This is a genomic window from Thermoplasma acidophilum DSM 1728, from assembly GCF_000195915.1.
GTDB lineage: Archaea > Thermoplasmatota > Thermoplasmata > Thermoplasmatales > Thermoplasmataceae > Thermoplasma > Thermoplasma acidophilum.
On the sequence record NC_002578.1, the window covers coordinates 609,539 to 634,489 of the forward strand.

Genomic DNA, 24,951 nt, shown 5'->3' on the forward strand with positions numbered 1-24,951 from the left:
TAAAAAAGTGAGGTCAGAATACCATATTCGCGATTTGACCGATCTTTATGATGCAATCGAAAATGCCCTTATATTTGAACTGATGAAAACAGTTTTTATCTATTCTTCGATCATTATCCTGTGAAGGATACTGAGGATGCTTTCGGTCATGCTCTTATGGATTATGCGGATGGCAAATGCAGTTACGAGATGGTGGAAACACGGAACGGAAAGATCGACGTGACGTCAATATCCTACTATTTTCGGGACCACGATCAGTGGCCATCGATGGAGCGGGAGGCGATTAGATATGCAAAGGGACGGGTAGTTGACGTTGGGGCTGGGGCTGGAAGGCATTCGCTTTATCTTCAAGATCAGGGTTTTGATGTCACCGCACTGGATATATCGCCACTTGCTGTAGAGGTCATGAAACATCGCGGAGTGAAGAATGCAAAAATTGCGAGCATAGATGAGGTTGAACCAGGATGGGATACCATGATACTTCTTGGAAACAACTTCGGACTCATGAGGACGATAGATGAAGCGATGGCATTTCTTCGCAGGTTCTATTCGGAGTCATCGGATGATGCGAGGATAATCGCTGAGACCACGGATCCATTAAGCGCAGGATTTCAATCCGATAAAGGCTATCCGGGTGAACTTGAAATCAGAGTGATATATAGAGAATATAGGAGTGAATGGTTCAGGTACCTTCTTGCGGACAGGCAAAAGCTGAGAGAGATAATAAAAGATACAGGGTGGAAAATCGATCATTTCTACGATATAGCTGACGTTGATGTTTACTGCTTTGTGCTTTCCAAATGAGTATCGCTGAAAAAATGATATAATTGACAAAAATGATCATGCTGGAGCAACGTCCAGCTTTGCGTTCTTGCTCTCCTTGCCTAGGAACCACATTATTGCAGTCAGCGGAAACACTATGAGAACAAGCAGAAGCATCGAATAGGAATAATTGTCGTGGAACATGGATGATACGAGCACTTCTATTGTAGAGGCCGTTGAAGCAACCATAACACCGACCATGTAAGCCACACCGGGTATGGTCGCTCTGGCTTCCGCAGGCGATCTTTCATTCATGTACACGCCTGGCATGGCCCATGCTCCCTGGACTATGAACTGCATGATCACCGGAGCTAAAAATGCCATGTAGATCAGAGACGATCTGCCGAATATCTCTGGGAATGCCCATATGGGTGATATTGCTATTCCTACGATCAGGAATGAGATGGCGCTCCATCTCCTTCCAAGCCTGGTATTTTGCGATATGATTCCAGATATTATGCCGCCGATTATGGCCGCAGCGTTATATGCTATTGCTATGGATGCGACGTATGTCGGGCTGAAGTGCAGCTGATGCTCTAAAAACGTTGGATAAAGATCCTGCGTTGAGTGTGAAACGAAGTTCATACCCACGAGCAGTATGGAAAGGTATACGAAGAGCTTCCAGTGCTTTCCTATTGTCCTGAACGTCTGCTTGAATGAAGCATTTTTCTTAAATTCGTTGTATACAGGGCTTTCCTTCGTTGTCAGCATTATGTATATGACTGCAATCGCCGGTAAAGCCGCAAAGTAAAACATGGGCCTCCATCCATATCTTGGATAGATGAAAAGATAAACAATCGCAGCAAGAAGATAGCCGGTTGGATAGCCTCCTTGTATCAATCCAGATACCCAGCCTCTGGCCTTAGCCGGCAGGGACTCCATGGCAAGTGCGAAGCCTGATCCCCATTCTCCACCCATGCCAAAGCCGTAGAGCGCTCTGAGTATCAGAAACACGGTTATTGTTGGCGAGAACGCAACGAGCGTATCGAAGAATGCCAAAAAGACTAGGCTGATAACCATCGTTATCTTTCTTCCGTATTTATCTCCGATAGGCCCAAAGAATAGGGATCCAACGAATCTCATGCTCAGCGTGAGCGTAATGCTCAGCGTCACCACTACAAGGGCGACACCGAACGTCTTTGATATAGCGATCAGGACGAACGTTATGAGGAAAAAATCAAATGCGTCGAGCGACCAGCCTAGATAGGTTGCCACGATCGTGTGTGCTTGTGATCTAGTCATACGATCATTGACAGCAGCTTCCATACGAAGAGGCTAAAGAGATTGTGCATATAATATTTTGCTTCATCTTGATATAGATATTATCCTGTTCATATCTATGATATCATTGAAGCGGTGTGGTGCTGCATTCGCTTCAAAATTTGTTTCACAGGGCGATTCCATTTTGATGAAAAATATTATGAATACTGAGAAAACAAAATGGACTAAATGAGTTTTTTGTTCATTCCACCATTTCGAGTGTGAGAGTGTGCGCGCCTCCGCCTCCATGGCATAGTGTTGCGAGTCCAGTCTTCAGATGTCTGTGCTTGAGAGCATTCATCAGCGTAACGATGATCCTGGCACCACTGTTTCCAATCGGATGCCCAATGGCAACTGCTCCGCCATTTACGTTGAACCTTTCATTATCGATCTTCAGTTCGTTTCTAACTATAACAGATGCGATGGAGAAGGCTTCATTGTGTTCAACCAGATCGTAGTAATCTATGCTCTTGTGCTGTTTCTCAAGCAGCTTTCTTGTTGCGGGTATAGGTGCCTCCACAAAATCTAGGGGATCTAGGGAAGCCTGTTCATACCCCGTGATTCTTGCTATTGGTTTGAGACCATACTCATTTATGGCCTTTTCAGAAGCAATCATAAGCGCTGACCCACCATCCGAAAGCTGTGCTGAATTTCCTGCTGTAAGGATGCCATTCTTGTCGAAGGCAGGCGGTAGCCTGGCAAGGTCCTCCATAGTTGTCTTCCTTATGCCCTCATCATGGTCAAGGCCTTCGAACTGCACGATCTCATCGGCGAATTCTCCAGATTCAGTTGCCCTTATGGCCCTTTCATAGCTCTGCACAGAGTATTCATCCGCCATTTCCCTTGTAATTCCGAATTTTCTGGATGTTCGCTCTGCGGACACTCCCATGTGTTCGAAGTAGAACGCGTCAAGAAGGCCATCGGTGAGCATGGCGTCATCTATCTTATAATTCTTGTGTAAAAGGTGCTTCGGGCCCCACCTGAGGTCCGCTGGCAGAAGAAATGGTGCATTGCTCATGCTTTCCATTCCACCTGCTATGACAAGATCCCTTTCTCCGAGTGCGATCTCCCTGGCAGCGCTCTCCACCGCGAGCATGCCAGATGCACACACAACATTGACCGTATATTTCAAAACGGAGTTAGGAAGCCCACCATGGAAAGCGGCCTGGCCCGCAGGATTCTGGCCATTTCCTGCCTGTATGACATTTCCCATTATGACCTCCTCAACCGATGCGGGATCTACGTGGGCTTCATCCATAACTGCCTTGATTGCTGCCCCACCAAGTTGCGGAGCCTTTAGCTTTGAGAAAGAACGACCAAATTTTCCAATGGCAGTTCTCTTTGCAGCCACTATGAATACGTCTCTCATATCCTAAAATGATTTGGCAATTAATACACTTTTAGTTGTGCATGTCTATGAAAGTTTCTGACAAAATTCGATACAAAATTAACGTTAATGGGCCATTTCGCGGTGTCTGTGAAAAAGGACACTGGAATCTGCATTTTTCATTGCAAAAATTTTCATTTGGAAAAAAATTACAGAATATTCAATATTTTCTTGATCATTTCGGTATTCTGATCGAATATAAGTTTAAATCATGGACAATGTTAATAAGGTAATGGCAAAGGTGATGCCTTGGTAGTTGTAGGATTGGATGTAGGTTATGGTGATACAAAGGTAATAGGCGTTGATGGTAAAAGGATAATATTCCCATCAAGATGGGCAGTGACGGAGACCGAGAGCTGGGGTATAGGCGGAAAGATACCCGTCCTCAGCACAGACGGCGGCCAGACAAAGTTCATCTACGGTAAATATGCAAGCGGAAACAACATACGCGTGCCGCAGGGCGATGGCAGGCTTGCTAGTAAGGAGGCGTTTCCACTGATAGCGGCAGCGCTATGGGAATCCGGAATACACAATGACGGTAGCCCGGTAGATCTGGTCATAGGAAGCGGTACGCCACTCGGAACATTCGACCTTGAGGTCAAGGCTGCTAAAGAGGCACTAGAGAACAAGGTGCTCACGGTAACTGGGCCTGAGGGGGAGGTAAGGCAGTTCAACATAACCAGGCTGATAATGAGGCCGCAGGGTGTCGGGGCTGCACTGTACCTTCTGAATCAGGGTATCATAGAACAGCAGCCTGGGTACGGGGTGGTCATAGACGTAGGATCGCGAACTACGGATGTGCTTACCATAAACCTGATGGATATGGAACCTGTTGTCGAACTGTCGTTCAGCCTTCAGATAGGCGTTGGCGACGCGATTTCAGCACTTTCAAGGAAGATAGCCAAGGAGACCGGTTTCGTGGTTCCATTCGATCTGGCGCAGGAAGCACTGTCGCATCCGGTAATGTTCAGGCAGAAGCAGGTAGGTGGTCCAGAAGTTTCAGGGCCGATCCTGGAGGATCTGGCGAACAGGATAATAGAGAACATAAGGCTGAACCTCCGCGGAGAGGTTGACAGGGTTACTTCTCTGATACCAGTAGGGGGAGGATCCAACCTGATAGGAGACCGCTTCGAGGAAATTGCACCCGGCACACTTGTGAAGATAAAACCAGAGGATCTGCAGTTCGCAAATGCGCTGGGTTACAGGGATGCGGCGGAAAGATCGATGTAGATAATGCATGACAATACGCATAGTCCTTGACCTTAGCGATGATGAAAAGAAAATAGTGGATCTGATAAGGATACAGGGGGAGACATACGTAGATACCATCAGGAGGATCATCGAGGATTACTATGAATATCAGTTGGTCAAGGACGCCGTTAATAAAATTTATGAAAAGCTGGGCCTGTCAGAAAAAAAGGAGGCTGTATCCGATCCTCCAGAAAATACTACTTCAAAAAAGACCGTTGAAATAACTACTGGCCATCCGGTGAGCATGACCAAGGTAGAAGAACTCAAAAAGAACCTCGAGAGCAGATGGAAATAATATTTTACCATTTCTTATTTAGCCATTTTTCAGATAATAATATACATTATTTCGTTGTAACGTTAACTTTAAGTTTGATGAAATAATACCGGCTTAAATCATGCCTATGTAAGAAAAATCATAGACATGAGGAAGCAAAAGAAATATAAAACGATGTGATGGTGATTGTATGGCGAAAATGTTGGTTATGGTTATCACTGGCAAAGAGAATATAAACACGGAGATGGTTGCATTTAACTTTGCCATAAACTCGGTGCAGAATGCAAAGGCGCAGGTTGAGTTGCTATTTCTTGGGCGGGGTGTCGAAGCTCTATTTAAGAACCAAAACAATTCTGACACTTTTCTTGCCCAGGTACAAAAGGCTAGATCTCTCGGTATAAGGCTGACAGTTTGTTCCGTCAGCATGAAATCCCTCGGGGTGACCGATGAGATGATATTTGAAGGCATAGAGAAGGTCATGGGTGGGGTTGAAACTGCCGCAAGGATAGATGATGGATACCAGGTTATAACATTCTAAAGCTGATCAAAATGGACATTACAATATTGCAGTACATTTTTTCGATAATATCGGGAATAATAGTTGGCTTTTCACTAGGTCTGATAGGCGGCGGAGGCTCCATACTCGCAATACCGCTCTTGATCTACTTTGTCGGAATAAAGAATCCGCATCTTGTGATAGGGACAACTGCACTTGCAGTGGGTATAAATGCGCTCATCAACGTTTACAGTCATCTCAGGAAAAAGAATGTGAGTCTCAGGACTGGGGCAATATTCACCGTCTTCGGAATTCTGGGCGTACTCCTGGGGACTACGCTTGGGTTGATAACACCGGGTGGCAAGCTACTCTTCTTGTTCTCATTCCTAATGATTGTGATCGGAGCCTACATGTTCATAACCAAGTGCAAAACCTGCAAGAATTACGATGCGATTCCAAAGAAGAACAATAATGATGATCCTCCTGATCCACCGAAGAAAGGTCTATGGCAAAAGATTAAGCTCGAAGTGTTCGGTGTGTTGGCCGGATTCGCCTCCGGATACTTCGGTATAGGCGGTGGCTTCCTCATCGTGCCCGCACTCCTCTATTCTGCGGACATAACGATGAATCTTGCTGTGGGCACCTCTTTAATGTCCGTCGGGACATTCGGCCTGGTTACGGCACTGAGGTACGGAATAGCTGGAAAGGTCCTGGTAACGATTGCGCTGCTTTATGTTCTCGGAGGCATATTCGGCGGATACGCTGGTGCCAAGCTCTCTTCATCCATGAAGAGATCGACATTACGCAGATTCTTCTCGTTGATAATAATAGTGGTTGGAATATACATGGCCATAGAATCATTTTCAGCCGTATTCTGATGATCGATTGCGATCATAGAACACGTGGCTTCAATTTATCGTCAATATATTGAATACCTCATCATTTGTGTGAAATTCGATCCAATACTGCTCAACTTTTTATAAGATTATAACCTATAGTTTAGACCAAATAAGATGGAATCAGAAACCAGGCTATTCAGAATAGAGGATTTCTTCCCGTTTCTCGATACACATGTATCTAAATGGTTTAACAGTAATTATTCGTCTCTGACAGAACCGCAGAAGTATGCAATACCACTCATACATTCAGGAAGAAACGTTCTTGTATCCAGCCCAACCGGAACAGGCAAGACCATGACCGCCTTCCTGACCATCATAAACGAGCTCGTATCGCTTGCAAAGGAAGGCAGGCTTGAGGATAGGGTATATTGCGTCTACATAAGCCCTCTAAAGGCTCTTGCCAATGATATAAATAAGAACCTGAAGTTTCCTCTAGACGGGATATACTCGATCATGGATTCGGAAGGAATCAAGGTTCCCAGGGTACGCATATCCGTGAGATCCGGAGATACAACAGAGAGCGAGAGGCAGAAGATGGTTCGGAAGCCCCCGCACATACTTATAACCACTCCAGAATCATTTTCTCTTGCACTCTCCTCACCCAAGATGCGAGAGAACCTCAGGAATGTCAGGTATGTGATTATTGATGAAATACATGAAATTTCATCAACGAAGAGGGGAAGCCTCCTATCTGCAAACCTGGAAAGACTCAATCTGATATCTCCTGGAATGGTTAGAATAGGGCTTTCTGCTACACAATCTCCGATAGAAGAGATAGCCAAATATCTGGTTGGTTTTGAAGGAGAAAAAGCGAGGCCATGCGAGATCGTGGAGGTGCGTGGGGAGAAGCATCTCGATCTCAGAACTATAACGCCCGTACCGGATCTTACCAGGGTGAGCTATGAGGTTGCCAATGACAGGATGTACGATATCATAGCGGATCTTGTGAAGCAGTACAGAACCACCCTCATATTCACGAATACCAGAAGCGGAACTGAGCATGTAGCTATGCGGCTCAAGAGCAGGGGCATTGAAAGTCTTGAGGCCCACCATTCATCAATGGGAAAGGATCAAAGGTTGGAGGTAGAGAACAAGCTAAAGAATGGCGAACTGAGGTGTGTTATAACATCCACTTCCCTTGAGCTTGGGATAGACATAGGCTTCATCGATCTTGTCATACAGATAGGAAGCCCGAAATCGGTCAGCAAGGGGTTGCAGAGGATAGGCAGATCGGGCCATGGGGTGGATGAACTTTCTAAGGGCATCTTCATAGTTTTCACTCTGGACGATCTGGTCGAATGCGCTGTTCTGACTAAAGCCGCATACAGCAGGCAGATAGACAGGGTGGATATTCCGAAGAATCCGCTTGACGTTTTGGCGCAGATACTTGTGGGAATGTCCCTTGAGAGAGTTTGGAGGATAGAGGAAGCGTACGATCTTCTGAGGAATTCATACACTTTTCATGAACTCAGTCATGAAGAGTTCATGATGACCATGGACTACCTATCAGGGGAACTAGAGAGTCTTTCGATATACCCGAAGGTCTGGCTCGATCGCGAAGCCGGTACATTTGGAAAGAAGCGAAGCACAAGAATGATATACTTCATGAACGTCGGCACCATTCCGGATGAGGCTAATTACAAGGCAATAAACGAGAAGGGCAAGAATGTGGGGGAGCTCAGTGATAAATTCGTTGAACGACTTAAAACTGGGGACGTTTTTGTCCTTGGTGCCAGAACATATATATTTGAAAAAACCGTGAGAAATAGGGTTTATGTCAGATCCGTTACCGGCATGAAGCCAACGGTACCTTCATGGACGGGAGAAATGCTCCCAAGAAGCTACGATCTTGGCGTCATGATCGGGCAGTTCAGAGACAGGATAGCTAGCATGATAGGATCTGGAGAGGATCCAACAGAGATGCTGATCAATGAATACCATGTGGACGAAAATGGCGCCAGAAGTATTATTTCATATATAAAGGCACAGATAGAATATGGTATACCAACCGAAAACCGTGCGCTGATCGAAGGCTACCAGGAATCGGATGGGGTCTACGGCCTCATATTCCATGTGCCACTGGGCAGAAAGGTGAACGATGCGCTTTCCAGGGCCTATGCTCTTGCTATTTCAAATAAGTACGGATCAAACACCCGCATAACCATAACCGATGACGGTTTTATAATATATACTGAAAGGAAGATACCGATAGAGGAAGCCGTTAAAACGGTCAATTCTTCAAACTTCAGGGATCTAGTGCGCAGATCCATCGCGAATACTGAGCTTTTCAAGCAGCGCTTCAGGCACTGTGCCGCCAGATCACTGATGGTTCTGAGATCCTACAAGGGTTACGATATATCTGTGGCTAGGCAGCAGCTCAGGAGCGACAGGCTTCTGAACGAGCTTCAGAAGCACGAAGATTTCTCCATAATAAGGGAAACCTATAGAGAGATCATGGAAGATCTCATGGATGTTCCCAGGGCGGAGCAGTATGTCAAATCTGTCATGGATTCGCATTCGTACATGATAAGGAATTACACCAGAGAAACCAGCCCATTCTCATATGGTATGATAATGGCCGGATCATCGGATATAGTGATGATGGAAGACAGGTCGAAGATGCTCCGGGATCTGCAGAGCAGAATGCTCGAAAAGATATATGGCGGTGAAACCATACATTTCATCTTTGACAACCAGAAGGACGTCGAAGACTATTTCCGGAAAAAGATCCCACAGGTTCAGGACGAGGAATCGCTCATCAGATTCGCCGATCATTTTCCCTATATAGACATACTCAAGGACAGATACAATTCACCCTATCAGCATGCAGAGGGCGATATAAGGGAACTGGTGGAAAAAGCAGTAGAGCAGGATAAGATCGTTTCAGCCTATGTGCGAGGCCTAGTATGGTCGTCATCTGGAAATTACCCTCTTCTATGGACTCTCTTCAGGAAGAAGGCGGATCTAAATGATACTGATAGGATGGTACTGGCAGCATGCAATGGCCGTTCGTTTTCGGATCTCAGATCGGATCTGAATCTTGATGAAAACGTGCTTAAGAATGTACTTGCCAAGCTCGAATCATCTTACCTTATAAGGAGGAAGATAAAGGAAGGCATTACAGTATTCCACAGAAACGAGGGGGATTTTTCTGTTGAAGCCGACCAGGCGGCTAGGCGACTGATAGAACTAACGCTGTCCGCATACGGGCCTCTCACCATAGATGAGATCGACATTAAGATACCTCTGGGTCGGGAAAGAATCGAATCCATACTGAAGTCCATGGTATCGGAAGGAACAGTAATATACGATTACATAACGCCGGTATACAGCAAGCAATACATGCTCTATTCGGATCTCAGGGCCTTAGCCAACGTAGAGGATATTACAAAGATAAGGCTCTCAAGGATGGCAAGAAAGGTCAAGGATCCGGAGGAGTATTTCGAGATATACGGGTTCGCGTTTGATGTGGAGAATGTAAATGCCCGCCTGTTGCAGGGAAGGCTGGACTCCTTTGATGACCTTGTCAACAGCGGCCAGGTTTTGCGCGGGCACTTCATAAAAAATAAGACCACATACGCTGCAAGATGGGTCATCGATGTATTATTCAGCCTGAGAGATCATACGATAAGCTCAGAAGAGAATGCCGTCCTGGAAGCGGTGAAAGGAGGACTTACAAGCGAGAAGATAATAGCAGAGAAGATCGGCATGGATAAGAAGATCATCCGGCAGATAGTCAGATCCCTGGAATACAAGGTCATACTTTCTAGGGATGGCGATTCGGTGACACAGATCCATGCGCGGGATCTAGGTTATGAAAATGCACTGCGTATCCTTATCGATAAATTTGGCCCATTGACACAGGATGAGATAAGAAAATTCTTCTGGTTCAATCCGGATCTCCGTTCAATGGATCTCAAAAGCGTGTTCTTTAAGGGCGACCTTTACTATTTCACAGAAAAACCAGTGGAAATTCCCGGAACATCCGTAATACCTGTGGTAGATCCTGTGATGATGTATCTGCAGATCTATGTTGAGAACATTGATTATAATAGGATACTGGTTGTGGACGGAGAAGAGTTATCTACGTTTTATCTGGATGAAAAGGATGGTGTGAAATGGATAAGCGATCTTTCCACTTCTGGAGACCATGACGATGCAGTAAGGCGGCTGATCGATATCTATACGAATGGTTGGATCGTTGTCATCACTGGGCAATCAACAGAGGGCCGGAAGGCCGAAGCCATCACCAGGCCGGAGGGGCGCATAATAAACTATGACGAAGCCCAGATGCTTAGCCTGGCCGTGAGATCCCTGAAGAGAAAAGAGAAGAAGACGAATTTATATGAGTCTTTTTCCGATATTTATTTTGGAATAAGAGATTCGATAGAAGCTCAGAGGTATGGCATTTCGGAGATGAATGTGGAGAATTATTACGAATCATCTCTGCTTTATCAGTTTAACGGGCCTTTCGATAAACCTGCAATGGCAACAAGGGAGATAATAGCAGTTTACAGATCGCTGGTGGATCGCGGGCTTGACAAGGATGAGGAGGCTGTGATGAGATCCATAATGGTACTGGACGAGGCGAGCGAAAGACAGATATCTGGAAACGTGGATCTCAATCCGCGCACCCTGAAAACTGTACTTGAATCTCTTTACAGAAACAGGTACATAGCCAAGAATTTTGAGAGGAAGTTTGTGGCGATTGCGCAAAAATACACTAAAGAAGAAGCCCTAAAGATTCTTGCCTATGCTGCAATAAGGGATCTTGGAATGATAACCCCATCAAGATTAGCCAGCATGATCGGCATCAATGTGGAGGAATCACTACATGTTCTTAGCAATACAGAGGGATGCAGTGCATATTTCAACCTCAAAACAAAGGAAGTCTACTTCAGCAGGGTGGATCTTGCGAATGAAGATGTATCAGCTGAAGCTGCGGATGCAATATTTTCATCCAAGGACATACTGGCTCTCATATACAGTGACTATCTCAAGATGATCTTCGGATCAGGATACGACATGTTCTATTATGACGGCAGGTTATTCTCAGCGGCGTTTTCTGTTCAGAGGACGGTCAGGCATCTGAAATTGAAGAAGTTCGCTGGGGACGAATCCTCCCTTGATCGGATTGAGGATAAGCTCAGGGAACTGGGATACCTCTTATCATCCCATAGATCCTGATATTTGGCATTTTAACATACTTTCCCTGTTGGCATCGAAATTCTCCAGATCTGTATAAACCGTTGACTCTAGGCAACGATCAAATCAAATATCATTGGGCATAGCCATTCACGGTGATCTGGCAGATCGAGGATGCAATCCTCGGGAAATAGCGGATGATATGATGCATCGATGTCATATAGCGGTTGTTTTGCAGTCGATAGTTCAGATGCAAGTGCTATGATCGCATGATATTCAACGAAGATGACCCAAATCAGATCAACGGCTAATGATCATAATAAAATGATAAAGTTAATACTATTAATGGTCAAATAAATTTATATATGTCAATATCTTTAATAATATATGAGAGCTCTGATAGCATACGATGGCAGCGAAACTGCCCAGTGCGCCCTAGAATTTGCTCTGAATCTTAGGAACTCGGTAAACAAATACATCATACTTTACGTTATCCCTCAGATCATCGGTACCACTCCAACATATGATACGTACGTTCCTGAATCCATGTTCGAAGATGAGAGAAAGAAGGCCGAGGATATCATCGAAAAGGCCAAAAAGCTTGTCAGTAATGAAAATCTCGACATAGACTTCCAGATCGTTGATTCCGGTACCAAGACTGTCGCAAAAAAGATAGTGGAGGTGGCTGAGGAGAGCGGGGTTGATCTCATAATAACAGGCTCAAGGAATCTCAAAGGTCTCACAAAGATAATACTCGGATCAGTCAGCAGTGAGCTACTGAAGCTCAGCAACGTACCTGTGATGGTCTGCAGTACCAATGCCTGCAAGTGATCTTTTTATATAGCTTATCTATTTCGAAACATGGGAAGTATCAGACCATTCAATGTCAAGAGAACTGCTGAAGAACTTGCAGATAAATTTCCGAACGTTTTCGGAGATAAATTCGAAGAAAACAAGAAGAAGCTTGAAAAGATGATGCCAGATGTTTCCAAGCGTACAATAAATATGATAGCCGGTTATATAACGAGATATGCGGTCAAGAAGAAGGAAAAGGCGAAGAGAGAAATAGAGGAGAATTCTCTCAACTGAAATTTTCGTTCATTTGAGGCATCACTCAATACAAGAATAGGATAGATGGACAAGCAGAAGGCTATAGAATTTCTAGAAAGGAATGCAGCTTTATTCGATGTACGCGACCTGAAGAATTTTATGGAGAATTACTTCGGTGGCAATTTCTATACAGACATATCAAATATAAATTCCGATGGCGAATATTCATTCATATCTGAGGTCACCGGCATTATAGGGGAAAAGTCCGTACAGAAAGATGAAAGGGTAATAAGATATCGAAAATTCTGGATAGGTGGAAGAATTATTTTCACGCTGTGGAACGAGGAAATTGACAGATACGCAGGCCTCATGCAGGAATCAGCAAAACTCATATTCGTGTTCTGCCGGATACGTATCACGCAGTTCGGAATAGAAGGGAGCCTGGGGCTTAGAGGTTTCATAGATAGATATCAAAAGGATTCGATGCAATAGGCTGTTTTTCCTGTATTTAATTCCAATGGCCAGGTTATTCTTCAAAGGAATTCTGGTATGCTATGCAGCATTGCGGCACCAGGAAGAGTTAAATTTTTAAGATAGTTCATAATGCTTGCGTGAATGGTGAACTGGATAAGGGGAATTTCAGCGGCGTTGCTATTCATAGGCCTGGCGTTCTATTTGGCATGGTCCATTATGTATGATACATGGTTCGATATTGGCCTGTATTCGTTTACCATAGTGCTTGTGGTTTTCGGCATTCTCGGTATAATGCTGACAACAGTTAAGGATGAAAGCGAAACTGCGACATGATAGACTACTCAATCTTCAAGATAAAGTGGTATCGACGTCTGTAATGAGAATTTTCACGTATCGTCCACCATAGGAATAATAGCATTCGGAAAGGTTGTGGTTCTTTCCTCCGATGAGCTTGCTGAGATCATTGGTGCCCGGAATATACCTTTGAAAGTCGTCCTCTGGCGATGCTGTTCTGAAGAAGAATCTGTGAACGCTGTTCTCCTCTATGGTATTTCCAAACATTATATCGCTTATGCTCTGTGTTATTATGAATACAGAAGTTTCGAAATGCCTGGAATGCCTCACGGTGTTCTCAACCAATCTGAGGGCATCTTCGTTCTTCAACACCATGTTCGCTTCATCTATGATCATGGTCTTGCGCCCGTCGATCTTTGACATGAATTGAGATAGCGCTTCTGCTATCATTAGGCCGGATGTTGCCTCCTTTTCCGCACTGATCAGATCATACTTTATTATAATCGCCCGATACAACGAAACATCGGTGATCGCTCTCCTTATCAAATCAAGAAAACCAATGAGATCCGTCTCCATGCACGAACGCCCAAGTTCAGTACAATGGTATTCGTTCAGCGGATCGAGTATCAGCAGTTTTGAATATTCAGCTCTGAACACCCTACTTGAGAATACCTTCGCAAAATACGATTTCCCAGATCCAGTTTCCCCGGTCACTATGGAATTGTAGGATGTGTGCGAAAAATAGTCCAGATAGATCGGTTTCCCTGTGTATTCATTTATGCCAATAAGTATTCCGGACGTCTCCTCCCTGGAGAAGTAAGCTGGGAAGAATGATGCAGCAGAGGAGGCATCCATGGGGTAAGGCGTATTTTCGCGTGTGAAGTCAAAGAAGCCCTGGACAGAGCGTGATGCCCTGTAACTCAGATTCCTCGCTCTCATTCCAGCTATTCTGAGGCCTCTGTCAAGTTTTGAAATCTCACGCTTTAGCCCGTAGGGAGTTCTGCTCATAACCATGAAATCCAGGCTGCAAAGGAAAGCTTCAGGAGTATCCTTTCTCGACTCATTCGATAGTATCTCAGCAGAATTCAGTACAGATTTGAGATAATCAGTGTTTTCCTTCCTGCTATTTCTCTGCTTCAATTCAAAGGTTATGTCAGCGATCTTTGTTGAAGCTGTCTTTGCAAGTTTTTTTCTGTCGACATGCTTAGCGCTGAACTTCACGGCGGCGTTCAGATCGCTGATCTCAAGAGCTTCACAGTAGGACGGAAAGATAGCTTTTTCGGCGTCAACAAGGCTGAATATTGATATATTCCTGCTTCCGGAAATATAGTTCTTTCTGGCACGCATGCGGAAATCAGAGAATAGGATCCGCATCCGGCTGATGTCCATATCATTTAATTCGATCCTCAGGCCAGCCCTCTCATTTCCGAGTGGAACTGCATTTATTGATTGGACCAGTTCATGCTCGCTTCTTCCCTGTGACCATAGCAAAACGTATGTGGAGAAATACACCTTACCATTCAGTTCTGCAATATTCTTAGCTTCTTCCGCAGCATGCGGAATAGAATATGCTGTGACGTCTATTCCAGAAGCGAGGAGGTCGGTTATGAAGGAGGCGATCTCAAGGAAGCTCTCGGCATGATTGTCATATGCAGATACCGTCTTTGCCACAATCGCTGGGATGTTGTGCATCTTTATCAACGTGTATTCTCCATATTTCATTATATCCGGCGTTTGCAGCTGGATACGGAAGATACTGTTCAGCCTTGCTATTAAAACATGCCTGATCCTTGGATGAACAATAGCCACTGAGATTGGAATCGCCAGAATCGCGTAAATGCCAAAGAACCTTGCAAGGATGAGAAATGACGATGCGCTGGCAATCAAAATAATAACAAGGGAGACGGGAAGGCCATAGTATTCTGGGGTGTAAGCTAGCACATTCCTGAGGACGTTATCCTGCCAGGATCTCAACCTGAATTCCCCCTCCCGTATAAGGTATCTTTTGAATACACCTCACTCCAGTCTATTCTTCGGTCTTTTGAGGTCGATATCATCTCATCGATCTGACCCCCTATGAAACCGCCGATCATTCCCATCGGTATTCTGATAGGCTGCATCCTGAAGCTTACATTCCTCATCCAAACGAAAATCAAGGAAGGTATGGCAGGAGCCAGAATAAAAAATCCAAGTTCCAGTATTGGGTCGGCAGAGAATATGTGGGCCAGAATGAGATCCATCATTATCGGTATGGGAAGAAAGGCAAGTTCCACAAACGTAGCCATTGCACGGATCAGGTACTCCTGGGTCTTCCTTATGAAGGCTATGGACGAAAACACAGGTATAATGATCATCAGAAGAAGCTCTGCAGCTTCCCTGAATATGAGCTCCGCCAGCAACGATGTTATTGCGAAAAAGTAGCTTGTGAGATAGATAAAGGCAAGGACGATCGATGAGCTGGCTCCGTTCGAAGTGAAGCTTGATATCTGCGTAACGCTAAATATAGAGTACCAGTCTATTCCACCATATTTCCAAAAATATCCGAAGAGATCTTCGAAGATCATGGTTAAGTATACCAGTATTCTGAAGGCAAAGGCCATGGCTAGGAACGGTATGAGGAGATTGAGGAGCGCCCGGGTAGCCCTGAAACTTGAAATTAACGATCTAATCGCTATGAAGAGTGAAAATACGATCAGCGTAACCGGTATTATTGTGCCATAGACAAGGTCCGTGATCGATCGATATAACGAATAATAGGCGGATCCAGGATCGAGAATCAACCCATAGGAATAAACCGGGTTAAGACCGTAGTATACCACAAGGTGCCAGATCGGATCCAAAATGGCTAGGTATATGGCTACAATAGCCCTGAGAACATCGTATAACAGTGTTGGAATACCTATCATGATCCTGTTATGATGTAATTGAACACGGCGTAAAGAAGCCCGCTCACCGCAAGAATGTATATGAATGTTCCAATGGCAGCGTTCTTGAGTCTTGTTCTGGCGATCATTCTCTTGCTCTCGTCGGAGCTGAAAAATTCGATTGCTATTGGTATCCAGAGAAGCGATATGATGACAGCCGAGACGGATATGGCTATGGTATCTATCCTAGTCAAAACGGCGGAAATGCTACTTCCACCGCCAGACAGAAAAGGGATAATGGAAATAAATGCCATACGCTTCAATAATCAAACAATATATAAAGTTATACTTAATGAATGAAATGCAATTGTTTTAATTATTTAGATATTGGTCATAATTGTATTCCGGTAAATTTATCCTCTCCTAGCAAGGCCTTTGCTTTCCTGATCTTTGATTGAATGAAATCCGATCGGCCTATATCCCTTCTGACGTAATAGCTTCCCTTAACGTGTGCCAGTGAGGAATCTACAAGTTCAGATGCTTCTGGTATGCTGTTTCCCTTGGCTATTATGGCCAGCGATCTGGATGTGCTCTGCTTCAATCTGAGCATATCACCGCTGACGGAAGCGTACAGAACGTCAACACCGCTGTCAAATATTGCCTTGTCCAGTTCTATTTCGCCGGGTTTTGGATCGGAACCGTAGCCTATAGGCACTATATACTTCAGCACACTAGCCTTTCTCTCGAATATCTTGTCTCCCTGAAGGTTTCCATCATATATCTGGTGCAGTGTTTCAACAAAATCGCTTTTGAGGAGCGTCAGAACATTTATTCCCTCGGGATCCGCAAATCTAGCATTGATCTCTATGACCTTAACGCCATGTGGCGTATCCATGAACTGGCCATACATGATCCCCTTGAAGGGAGTGTTTTCCGAGTTCATCGCCCGGATAATGTCTACGAGTATGTGTTTTGCCTCCTCGGGAGCACGATCGCTGATGAATGGCAATGTGAAGCTTGAATCGGAGATGGAACCCATACCCCCGGTGTTCGGCCCTGCATCACCCTCATACGCTCTCTTGTAATCCTGAACGATCGGCATAAACGAGGCGTATCTTGCCGTCGACAAATGCCTGAAGGCTGAATTCCTCGCCCACCATCTTTTCTTCTATGAGCACGACACCATCCCTTCTTAGGATCTCGATGGCATATCGCCTGGCGTCTTCAACCGTTTCAAGCTGTTCACCCACCACCTTCACGCCTTTTCCACCGGTCAGGCCTATTGGCTTCACAGCCACTTCAGGACCCAGATCTCTGAGTGCGCTTTCCAAATCTTCTTCGCTGAAACATTCTCTGAAATTCACGTTTCCCGGTATGTTATGCCTCTTCATCAGTTCCCTCATGAACATCTTCGAAGTCTCAATTCTTGCTGCTTCCATCGTAGGAGACGCCACGGGGATTCCACGCCTTAGCAGATTATTGACAAGCGGCGTATCCAGCACTGGATCAGGGCCTATGAAGACCATATCAACCAAATTATCAGCGGCAAAATCCTCGATCTTCCTGTAATCTAATTCGTTAACAACCAGATACTTTGATGAGAGTGATTTGATCGACGGATTCTCATGGCCTATGGCGGAGAACAGGATGGCTCCTGATCTCTTTATGGCCATTGCTATTGCATCTTCTCTTCCGCCGCTACCAACGATCATAACCTTCTCTGTCATATGGTTCCACCATAATCCACATATTGAATTATCTAATGATCAGATCCTCAATCCTTATTTTCGTATATTATTCATTCGCTTCTATCTGGTATTAACCATGTGCACGAAACGATTAGATCAAAGGATCTTGTTAATTCTTTGCCTCGCCTTCAGTTTCGCCCGTTTTACCGGTCATCTCTGATTTTATCTTTTTTGCGAATTCCTCCTTGGAGATGCCAAAGTAGCTTTCAAATTTCCTCCCAAGGGTGTATATCTTCGAATTTCCCTTATTGATGAGCTTTACAAGCCCCATGTCCTCCAGATGGGATAATATCTGATCCGTCCGCTGGTGTGCTATCTTCTTTATTGCAGTGGCGCTCAGCCCCACATCGCTTATGGCTATATTCGCTATCACCTTCATCTCTGATCTTGAAATATCTGGAGGCGAAACGGCATAAGCCTCTGAAAAGTACTGCGATTTCAGCTGTATCCTGTACTTGTAGCCGTATGATGCTACCTCCAATGCCCCATCCCTTTTCTCGTAGTTCTTCTTCAGGTTTATTACAGCTTTTCTTACAGACAAAGGATCGGCTGACAGTATTTGCGAAATTAGTTTTATGCTTACCGGTGACCTGCTGGAATACAGTATCGCCTCAACTTTTCTTGTGAGTTCCTTATTTGCATCATCCACCATAATTTATCCTCCGCCACCACTCATCTATCCATTGCGGGGCAGTTCGCTATGCGAATGCTGAGCCAGATATTTTTTTCTTAAATTATCAGATACATCATAGGTATGGGTAGTATTTTATTTTAATCTTGGATCCTGCGGCTGCCTAAACGGAGATAGATGCAATTACCTCGTTGATGCAGAATTGCAAAAATACAGTTAGGAGCCGAGGGCTTTTAAAACTGTGCCTCAGGGAATAAAATGTAATTGATGCATCCGATCTCATCAAGGATCGCTGGATCAAGCCGATTTGAACTATATACGTGTAAAACGAAATGGAGTTAAAGGATTCTATCCTCATTGAAGTGATATGCGGGAATGGACGCTCACATTCGATAATAATAAAATTTAATAATATTGACGCATTCTACCGATATGAGCACCGAACATGAGTTCGGATATGATATCGATAAATACAGCAAAGCAAACAAGGAAATAGACATCGAAAACGACAAGCACCCATCATCCATGTTCTACATATGGTTTGCTTCTAACCTGACCGTTGGAGACTTTGCGGTTGGTTTTATTCCTGTGTATCTTGGGTTGCCTATACTTTACTCCATCGTTGCAATAGCGGTTGGGACCATTGCAGGTGGCATAATGCTTGCTTATATGAGCCAGCTGGGCGCAGTCTACAGGGTACCACAGATGTACATGGGGCGTGCCCCATTTGGTACAGTAGGGGGGTCTCTATTATCCATCCTGCAATGGGGAAATACCGCAGGCTGGTTGACCGTGAACGTGATTCTGGCATCACTGGCCATTTATCAAATGGTGAAAATACCGTATTATGCCATAGTGCTTCTCATTGTTGCTATAGTCGCGCTAACTGCTCTTGTTGGGTACAGAGCTATAAGGATCCTTGAGAGATCCATGTCATATGTCCTTGGATTGCTATTTGTTTTTCTTGTCCTGTTTCTTATCCATTCCCATGCATCTATATCGTACCAGTATGTGGATTCGTTTAGCATTCCCGCAGCCTTCGGTATAACATTCGCTTCAGCATTCTCCTATATAATGTCTTGGGGACCTTATGCAGCGGACTATTCCAGGCATGTATCATCAAGCAAGCCTTCAAAATCGATCTTCTATTACACACTCCTGGGTTCAGTGATTGCCTCTGTATTTGCGGAGATTGTGGGACTCATGGTTTCGGCAGCCTCAGGAAATCCTTCCGGGTCTCCGGCAGCAGATCTGGCAAATGTCATGAACAAATATGCGGTTATAGGGCTAATAGCCCTGTTTCTGGGTGGGATATCGGCAAATGCAATAAACCTCTATTCTAATTCTCTTGCTTTCCTCTCAATAGGCTTTAAGGCCCATAGATGGGTTGCAATAGCGGTGGCTTCAGTTTTTTCGCTTTTACTTGGCATAATAGGCTTCTTCCGGTTTTATGGCTTCTATGAGACATTCCTATTCATACTTGATTATTGGATTACGCCATGGATAGGCATAATGATAGCACACTTCTTCATATTGAAGAGATTGAGACATCAGGAGTTCGAAGATCTGCCAAAGATAGTGAAACCGGGAATATATGCATACATCATTTCCATTGCCGTATCGATACCGTTTATGTCCCCTGCGGGAATAATAAATATGCCACTAGCTTCAATGCTGCATGGAGTCGATATAAGCTATTTCGTTTCGTTTTTCTCAGCGATGATAATTTACCTCTATCTGTCCCGAAAATTGGATGACCGCAATCATGGAGAAAAGACTCGCAAAGAGATCAGCTGATATTGGCTTTCAATTCATTGCAATGTGGCGAAAACAGAATTAGATTTATTTATAAATGATGCGATTTACCGCGGAATGATACTTAACGATTCAACCATAATGAGGATGGTAAGCGATGGCCTTCTCATCTCAGAAAATTTTGATAGAGGCTGCCTTACGCCAAACGGATACGACCTGCGAGTAGACGCCATTGATGTAGAGGGAAGACAGTATTCGGAGTTTGAAATAGGAAAGAACGTGCACTTTCTCGTATCCACCATTGAAATACTGAAGATACCAGACGACGTTGTCGGCATGATATGGACAAGGTCAAGCTTCGCTCGCAAGGGTATCTTTGGATCCTTCGGTGCCATAGATGCCGGTTATCATGGCAATCTCACCCTATCCTTCTTCAACGCCGGATCCGCGGTTAACCTTAGGAGAGGTGAAAGAATAGCACAGATAGTCTTCGTTAAGATGATTGGCAGCGCTGAGAAGCCATATCATATAAGATCCGGTAATTACCAGAATTCGCGGGGAATTGTGAAGGATCCGGTTGCAGGAAGCCAGATCGCATCAGAGGCAAAGAAAAATTAGCCATTGCAATGCTTCGCTTTCAAAGCGGATTCGATATTGGTGTATTCATTTCAAATGTAACCGGATTCAGTGTGTTTTCTAATTTTTCTTTGAAGTCTGTGCCCTTAATTTTAGTTCAAAATTGCATGGATAAAAATATAAATCATGTAATGATGGCGAGGTATGGAAACCAAGAAACAATCGGAATCTGAGACATATGTAGAGAGGATGGTTCTGCCGGAAGACATGGATATATATGAATATCTATACGGTGGCAGGCTGATGGAATGGATAGACAACTGCGCATCCATCGTTGCGACAAAGCACTGCAGAAAAAGGACTGTAACTGGCAGTATTGATTCACTATTCTTCCTTCTTCCGATTCACCTTGGGGATATGGTCATCCTGCATGGATACATAAACTACACAACGAAATCTACCATGGAGATAGAAATCGATGTCATTAAGGAGGAGGGCCTAACCGGTATAAGGAGATACGCAACTAAGGCTTATCTAACATATGTTGCCATAGACTCAGATGGCAGGCCGACAGAGATACCGCAGATAGTGCCGGAAACGGATGAAGAGAAGAGAAGATACCAGGATGCTGAGAAGAGGGCGGAGGAGAGGAGAAAACGCCTGGAATCGATAAAGCAGCAGCTTGCATCGATGGTTCCTTGATAAGTTCTGACAGATTTTCTCATCCCTGATTTTTATCTCAGGGTGATCAGAATCTTGAAAAACGTTGACCTGAGACGCTCAGATTAAGAAGTTTTATATTTTTTCATGGCATTCGCCACTTATACCCACCTCATGATGAAATGGTGCTTGGTCATATCGGATCACAGTGGGTGGGTAATGGAGAAATGAGGGGTGGTAAGGGTGGATCAGAACCTTTTCAATGAAGTAATGTACCTCCTGGATGAACTGTCTCAGGACATAACGGTACCGAAGAATGTCAGAAAAGTTGCCCAGGATTCAAAAGCAAAACTGTCTCAGGAAAATGAGAGCCTTGATCTTAGATGCGCCACTGTCCTTTCCATGCTGGACGAGATGGCAAACGATCCAAACGTTCCTGCTCATGGAAGAACGGATCTTTATACAATTATAAGCAAGTTGGAGGCTCTGTCCAAGAGCTGAATTTTTTATGAAATTTGATGTGTTTGTTCATTAAATAATCTGCAGCCAATATGAATATATGTCAAGCTGTAGCATACGATCATAAAGGCTTTCTGCCTATGGATTCGATAATGTTAATTTCTGTAGCGATGATGGTATAAAAGAATTTTTCAGGCTAGCGATCAAAAAGTATATATACATCATTATTTAAAAAAGCTAAATATTTATAGAAATATAATATTATGGTACGATGAATATGGTTCTGAGCGAAGATGCTGAGAAACTAGCGAAATATCTGATGATTGCGGATATCCCAAGGAGTGTAGCATACACCCTAGTATACATGAGGGATAAGGATGAAGTTACTAGCGTAGAGATAGAGAGAGAAACCGGCCTGAGGCAGCCAGAGGTATCCATTGCGATGCAATGGTTGCGCAGGAAGGGCTGGATCACCAAACGAAATATGAAAAAGGAGGGAAAGGGAAGGCCCATACATGGATACAGGCTGTCCAAGTCCTTCAACGAGATCCTTGAGGAGATAATTCAGGATCTCAGCAAGAAGATCAACGAGATCAATTACAACATCGAGCAGTTAAAAAATTATAGAAAATGAATTCTATAATTGGTATTCTTAATATTTATACCAATATTTTTCTGGCAATAAGCGGTTCGTCAATTCCTATGCTGACGAAATCATTTTTTTCAGAGAAAATTAATTAATATAGAATGCGATCCTCATTTTAATGAACAGAAGGATAGTGTCAGCTCTTGTGATTATTGCCTTTGCAGCCCTCATAATACGGCTGATACCATCCATGACCAGCTATGGCTGGGGGAATGATTTCGGCATCTATTATTACATAACTCAAGACTATATAAAGTCAAGATTGCTTGTAATAGATGTCCCTTCACAGTGGGGAACATCTGGATATGGTTCATTTCCCGTGATGTACTGGATAATATCACTCATTTACTTCATTACGGGGATAAAATGGAGCATCCTGCTCAAATTTGTACCACAGTTTTTCGGTGCGATGACGGTTGTATTCATATTCTTCATAGCAAAAGAGATAACCAGCGATGAGAGGGTAGCTCTAGTTTCTGCTGCATTTCTAGCTGTAAATCCAGTCCAGGCTTACCAGACATCAATATCATCAATACTGGTTTTCGGGCACTTCTTTGGGCTTCTGACAATACTTTCGCTGCTCATATCACTCAGGAAAAGGTATTTCATAATTCCCACAGCGGTATTCTCAGTACTTCTCGTTATGTCTCATCAGCTCTCCACATTCATGTATCTGCTGGAGATGATAGGCATTCTAGCCTATCTCAAGATATCCAAGGGATACCTGGAGGAAAGATACAAATACTTTCTCTATGGATTCTCCGGATTCATGTTTGCCTACTGGCTGATAAACGTTCCAGACACAACCGGTTTCATATCAAGTGGTTCTGGTGGGCTTCCATGGTATGCGGTCATCGCTGTATACTTTGCAGTGATATACGCGTTTTTCAACATGCCTGAGAGATATGCGGAAGCGATAAGAAATTTTATCTACAAGCTGAAGCCAATGGAAAATAAGGCAACGGTACCGCTTATGGTGTCCCTTTCATTCCTGGTTCCTAGCATTGCCGTCTTTATATATCAGAAATATATTGTGAACCTCAGTGGTTATTCGTTCTTCGTGTTTATCCCCATTCTTCTCTCAGTGAGCATAGCCTCTTATGGGTACATAATAGCTTGGAAGAAGTACAGGATTATGCTTGGTATGCTATCGATCCTGTTGCTGGTTGCTATCTATGCGGCCATCACGATGAGCCATGTTCTCCTTCCTGGGAGATTCTTCGAGTATATCTTCGAAATAGTGTCAATATACGACGGTGTAGGAATAGTCAGCTATCTCGAATCCAAAAAGCCAAAGGAAATAAAGATAGAGTACAAGATCAAATCGACTAGGCCATCTCCCGTTGTTGTCGGCCCATCATTCGGCATAAATGCGGCAGCACCTTCCGTATATTACTATCCAATTGGAACCGGTGTTGAAGGTACGAAGTTCTGCTATCGAAAGAAGAAATACAGCGCGTCACAAATACTGATCTCTGCGGTTATGATAGTCATAATAGCCGGATCTGCTGGTTCGGTCTATCCATTCGGGCATGTGGTTGTGCCTTCTGGGACCCAGGCTATATCGTATCAGGATTACTATGCGATAGAGTGGATAGATCTGCACGTAAACAAAAATTACAGCGTTCTTTCTGATCACAGGTTGGGACTATTAATAGAAGCCGACAACATAAGCGATCCATTTGAGTACGCTTCGTACATATGGAATTCAACCAATTACAGTCTTATTGTGCAGCAGCTATCTGGGCACTTCACAAACCGAACATCAAAGCCGGTGGAGTTCATAATTATTGACAATTACATGTACACAGACGGCGTATGGGGATATAAAGGTGCGATCAATCCTGATACACCCCCGATAAAGTTCACGAATGATACGTTTTTGAAATTCATGTACGAGCCGTTCGTACCGGTTTATTTCAACTATTCGTCCGATAAAAGCCAGTGGGCGCTAGTTATACAGGTTAACTGGACTTATATAGACGATCACTATCCGATAAACGTTAGCGCCCCGCCAATTATACACACATCAGTGTCTTCCAATGTGATCTCCGTTCTCGATACTATAAATCCACAGCTCATCTCAACATACGATAGATACGATCAGAACTCCTGAACTTGAACAATAATATTTTTTCCTCTTTATCATTTTTTTTGGATGATCATCGCGATTCGCATACTATTGATTGACTATGAATGCCATGGAAAGTATGTGTCTAGCATTCTGCAAAATAATATGTATTGTTTTGCAATAATATGG

At 44.0% G+C, this 24,951-nt stretch carries 24 protein-coding genes; 16 read left to right on the top strand and 8 right to left on the bottom strand.

Annotation, left to right across the window (positions count from 1 at the left end):
* Positions 1 to 120 precede the first annotated feature (120 nt).
* A complete protein-coding gene (locus tag TA_RS02990) occupies positions 121 to 804 on the top strand; it encodes a class I SAM-dependent methyltransferase (RefSeq protein ID WP_010901005.1) in 684 nt (227 codons plus the stop codon).
* Between the two features lie 36 nt (positions 805 to 840).
* On the opposite strand, the gene TA_RS02995 is transcribed toward TA_RS02990, so the two are convergent.
* Positions 841 to 2,088, bottom strand: a complete 1,248-nt coding sequence (locus tag TA_RS02995; protein WP_048161662.1) for an MFS transporter — start codon at positions 2,086 to 2,088, stop codon at positions 841 to 843.
* A gap of 196 nt (positions 2,089 to 2,284) precedes the next feature.
* A complete protein-coding gene (locus TA_RS03000) occupies positions 2,285 to 3,451 on the bottom strand; it encodes an acetyl-CoA C-acetyltransferase (protein ID WP_010901007.1) in 1,167 nt (388 codons plus the stop codon).
* A 267-nt stretch (positions 3,452 to 3,718) separates the two neighbouring features.
* On the opposite strand from TA_RS03000, the gene TA_RS03010 reads away from it, so the two are divergent.
* The 9 genes from TA_RS03010 to TA_RS03050 all read left to right on the top strand — a co-directional run bounded on the left by TA_RS03010 (position 3,719) and on the right by TA_RS03050 (position 13,391).
* The gene (locus TA_RS03010) at positions 3,719 to 4,699 is read left to right on the top strand and encodes an actin-like protein (protein ID WP_010901008.1); all 981 of its coding nucleotides are present in this window, start codon (positions 3,719 to 3,721) and stop codon (positions 4,697 to 4,699) included.
* A gap of 7 nt (positions 4,700 to 4,706) precedes the next feature.
* Positions 4,707 to 5,015, top strand: coding sequence for a hypothetical protein (locus tag TA_RS03015; protein ID WP_010901009.1), 309 nt, complete (start codon positions 4,707 to 4,709; stop codon positions 5,013 to 5,015).
* Positions 5,016 to 5,184: 169 nt separating this feature from the next.
* Entirely contained in the window at positions 5,185 to 5,532 is a 348-nt protein-coding gene (locus tag TA_RS03020; protein ID WP_010901010.1) for a DsrE family protein, read from the top strand.
* 11 nt (positions 5,533 to 5,543) lie between these two features.
* Positions 5,544 to 6,368 carry a sulfite exporter TauE/SafE family protein gene (locus TA_RS03025; protein WP_048161666.1) on the top strand — a complete coding sequence of 275 codons (825 nt, stop codon included), beginning with the start codon at positions 5,544 to 5,546 and terminating at the stop codon, positions 6,366 to 6,368.
* A 135-nt stretch (positions 6,369 to 6,503) separates the two neighbouring features.
* Positions 6,504 to 11,576: an ATP-dependent helicase gene (locus TA_RS03030; RefSeq protein WP_010901012.1), complete on the top strand. Its 5,073-nt coding sequence runs from the start codon at positions 6,504 to 6,506 to the stop codon at positions 11,574 to 11,576.
* 345 nt (positions 11,577 to 11,921) lie between these two features.
* Complete coding sequence (locus tag TA_RS03035) at positions 11,922 to 12,365, top strand: universal stress protein (RefSeq protein WP_010901013.1); 444 nt, start codon at positions 11,922 to 11,924, stop codon at positions 12,363 to 12,365.
* Positions 12,366 to 12,395: 30 nt separating this feature from the next.
* Positions 12,396 to 12,623 carry a 30S ribosomal protein S17e gene (locus TA_RS03040; protein WP_010901014.1) on the top strand — a complete coding sequence of 76 codons (228 nt, stop codon included), beginning with the start codon at positions 12,396 to 12,398 and terminating at the stop codon, positions 12,621 to 12,623.
* A 45-nt stretch (positions 12,624 to 12,668) separates the two neighbouring features.
* A complete protein-coding gene (locus TA_RS03045; RefSeq protein ID WP_010901015.1) occupies positions 12,669 to 13,076 on the top strand; it encodes a hypothetical protein in 408 nt (135 codons plus the stop codon).
* Positions 13,077 to 13,199: 123 nt separating this feature from the next.
* Entirely contained in the window at positions 13,200 to 13,391 is a 192-nt protein-coding gene (locus TA_RS03050; RefSeq protein ID WP_010901016.1) for a hypothetical protein, read from the top strand.
* A gap of 15 nt (positions 13,392 to 13,406) precedes the next feature.
* Here the strand turns inward: TA_RS03050 and TA_RS03055 are convergent, their stop codons facing one another.
* The 6 genes from TA_RS03055 to TA_RS03075 form a co-directional block, all read right to left on the bottom strand.
* Complete coding sequence (locus TA_RS03055) at positions 13,407 to 15,326, bottom strand: ATP-binding protein (RefSeq protein ID WP_048161669.1); 1,920 nt, start codon at positions 15,324 to 15,326, stop codon at positions 13,407 to 13,409.
* The gene (locus TA_RS03060) at positions 15,323 to 16,258 is read right to left on the bottom strand and encodes a hypothetical protein (protein ID WP_010901018.1); all 936 of its coding nucleotides are present in this window, start codon (positions 16,256 to 16,258) and stop codon (positions 15,323 to 15,325) included. The genes TA_RS03055 and TA_RS03060 overlap by 4 nt, the downstream gene beginning before the upstream one ends.
* Positions 16,255 to 16,530: a hypothetical protein gene (locus TA_RS03065; protein WP_048161670.1), complete on the bottom strand. Its 276-nt coding sequence runs from the start codon at positions 16,528 to 16,530 to the stop codon at positions 16,255 to 16,257. The genes TA_RS03060 and TA_RS03065 overlap by 4 nt, the downstream gene beginning before the upstream one ends.
* A 77-nt stretch (positions 16,531 to 16,607) precedes the next feature.
* Positions 16,608 to 17,318 (bottom strand): phosphoribosylglycinamide synthetase C domain-containing protein, encoded by a 711-nt coding sequence (locus TA_RS08300; protein WP_241761884.1) that lies wholly within the window; start codon positions 17,316 to 17,318, stop codon positions 16,608 to 16,610.
* Positions 17,284 to 17,943 carry a hypothetical protein gene (locus tag TA_RS08305; protein WP_241761885.1) on the bottom strand — a complete coding sequence of 220 codons (660 nt, stop codon included), beginning with the start codon at positions 17,941 to 17,943 and terminating at the stop codon, positions 17,284 to 17,286. Before TA_RS08305 ends, TA_RS08300 begins: the two co-directional genes overlap by 35 nt.
* A gap of 130 nt (positions 17,944 to 18,073) precedes the next feature.
* Positions 18,074 to 18,616, bottom strand: coding sequence for an SMC-Scp complex subunit ScpB (locus tag TA_RS03075; RefSeq protein ID WP_048161671.1), 543 nt, complete (start codon positions 18,614 to 18,616; stop codon positions 18,074 to 18,076).
* 411 nt (positions 18,617 to 19,027) lie between these two features.
* Between TA_RS03075 and TA_RS03080 the strand changes: the two genes are divergently transcribed.
* The 6 genes from TA_RS03080 (at position 19,028) to TA_RS03105 (ending at position 24,807) form a co-directional block, all read left to right on the top strand.
* Entirely contained in the window at positions 19,028 to 20,392 is a 1,365-nt protein-coding gene (locus TA_RS03080; RefSeq protein ID WP_048161672.1) for a purine-cytosine permease family protein, read from the top strand.
* Between the two features lie 75 nt (positions 20,393 to 20,467).
* Entirely contained in the window at positions 20,468 to 20,968 is a 501-nt protein-coding gene (dcd, locus tag TA_RS03085; protein WP_010901022.1) for a dCTP deaminase, read from the top strand.
* A gap of 162 nt (positions 20,969 to 21,130) precedes the next feature.
* The gene (locus tag TA_RS03090; RefSeq protein ID WP_010901023.1) at positions 21,131 to 21,628 is read left to right on the top strand and encodes an acyl-CoA thioesterase; all 498 of its coding nucleotides are present in this window, start codon (positions 21,131 to 21,133) and stop codon (positions 21,626 to 21,628) included.
* A gap of 201 nt (positions 21,629 to 21,829) precedes the next feature.
* Positions 21,830 to 22,087: a UPF0147 family protein gene (locus TA_RS03095; RefSeq protein WP_110640720.1), complete on the top strand. Its 258-nt coding sequence runs from the start codon at positions 21,830 to 21,832 to the stop codon at positions 22,085 to 22,087.
* A gap of 229 nt (positions 22,088 to 22,316) precedes the next feature.
* Complete coding sequence (locus tag TA_RS03100; RefSeq protein ID WP_010901025.1) at positions 22,317 to 22,679, top strand: ArsR family transcriptional regulator; 363 nt, start codon at positions 22,317 to 22,319, stop codon at positions 22,677 to 22,679.
* A 130-nt stretch (positions 22,680 to 22,809) separates the two neighbouring features.
* Positions 22,810 to 24,807 carry a hypothetical protein gene (locus TA_RS03105; RefSeq protein WP_048161673.1) on the top strand — a complete coding sequence of 666 codons (1,998 nt, stop codon included), beginning with the start codon at positions 22,810 to 22,812 and terminating at the stop codon, positions 24,805 to 24,807.
* The last annotated feature ends 144 nt before the right edge of the window (positions 24,808 to 24,951 follow it).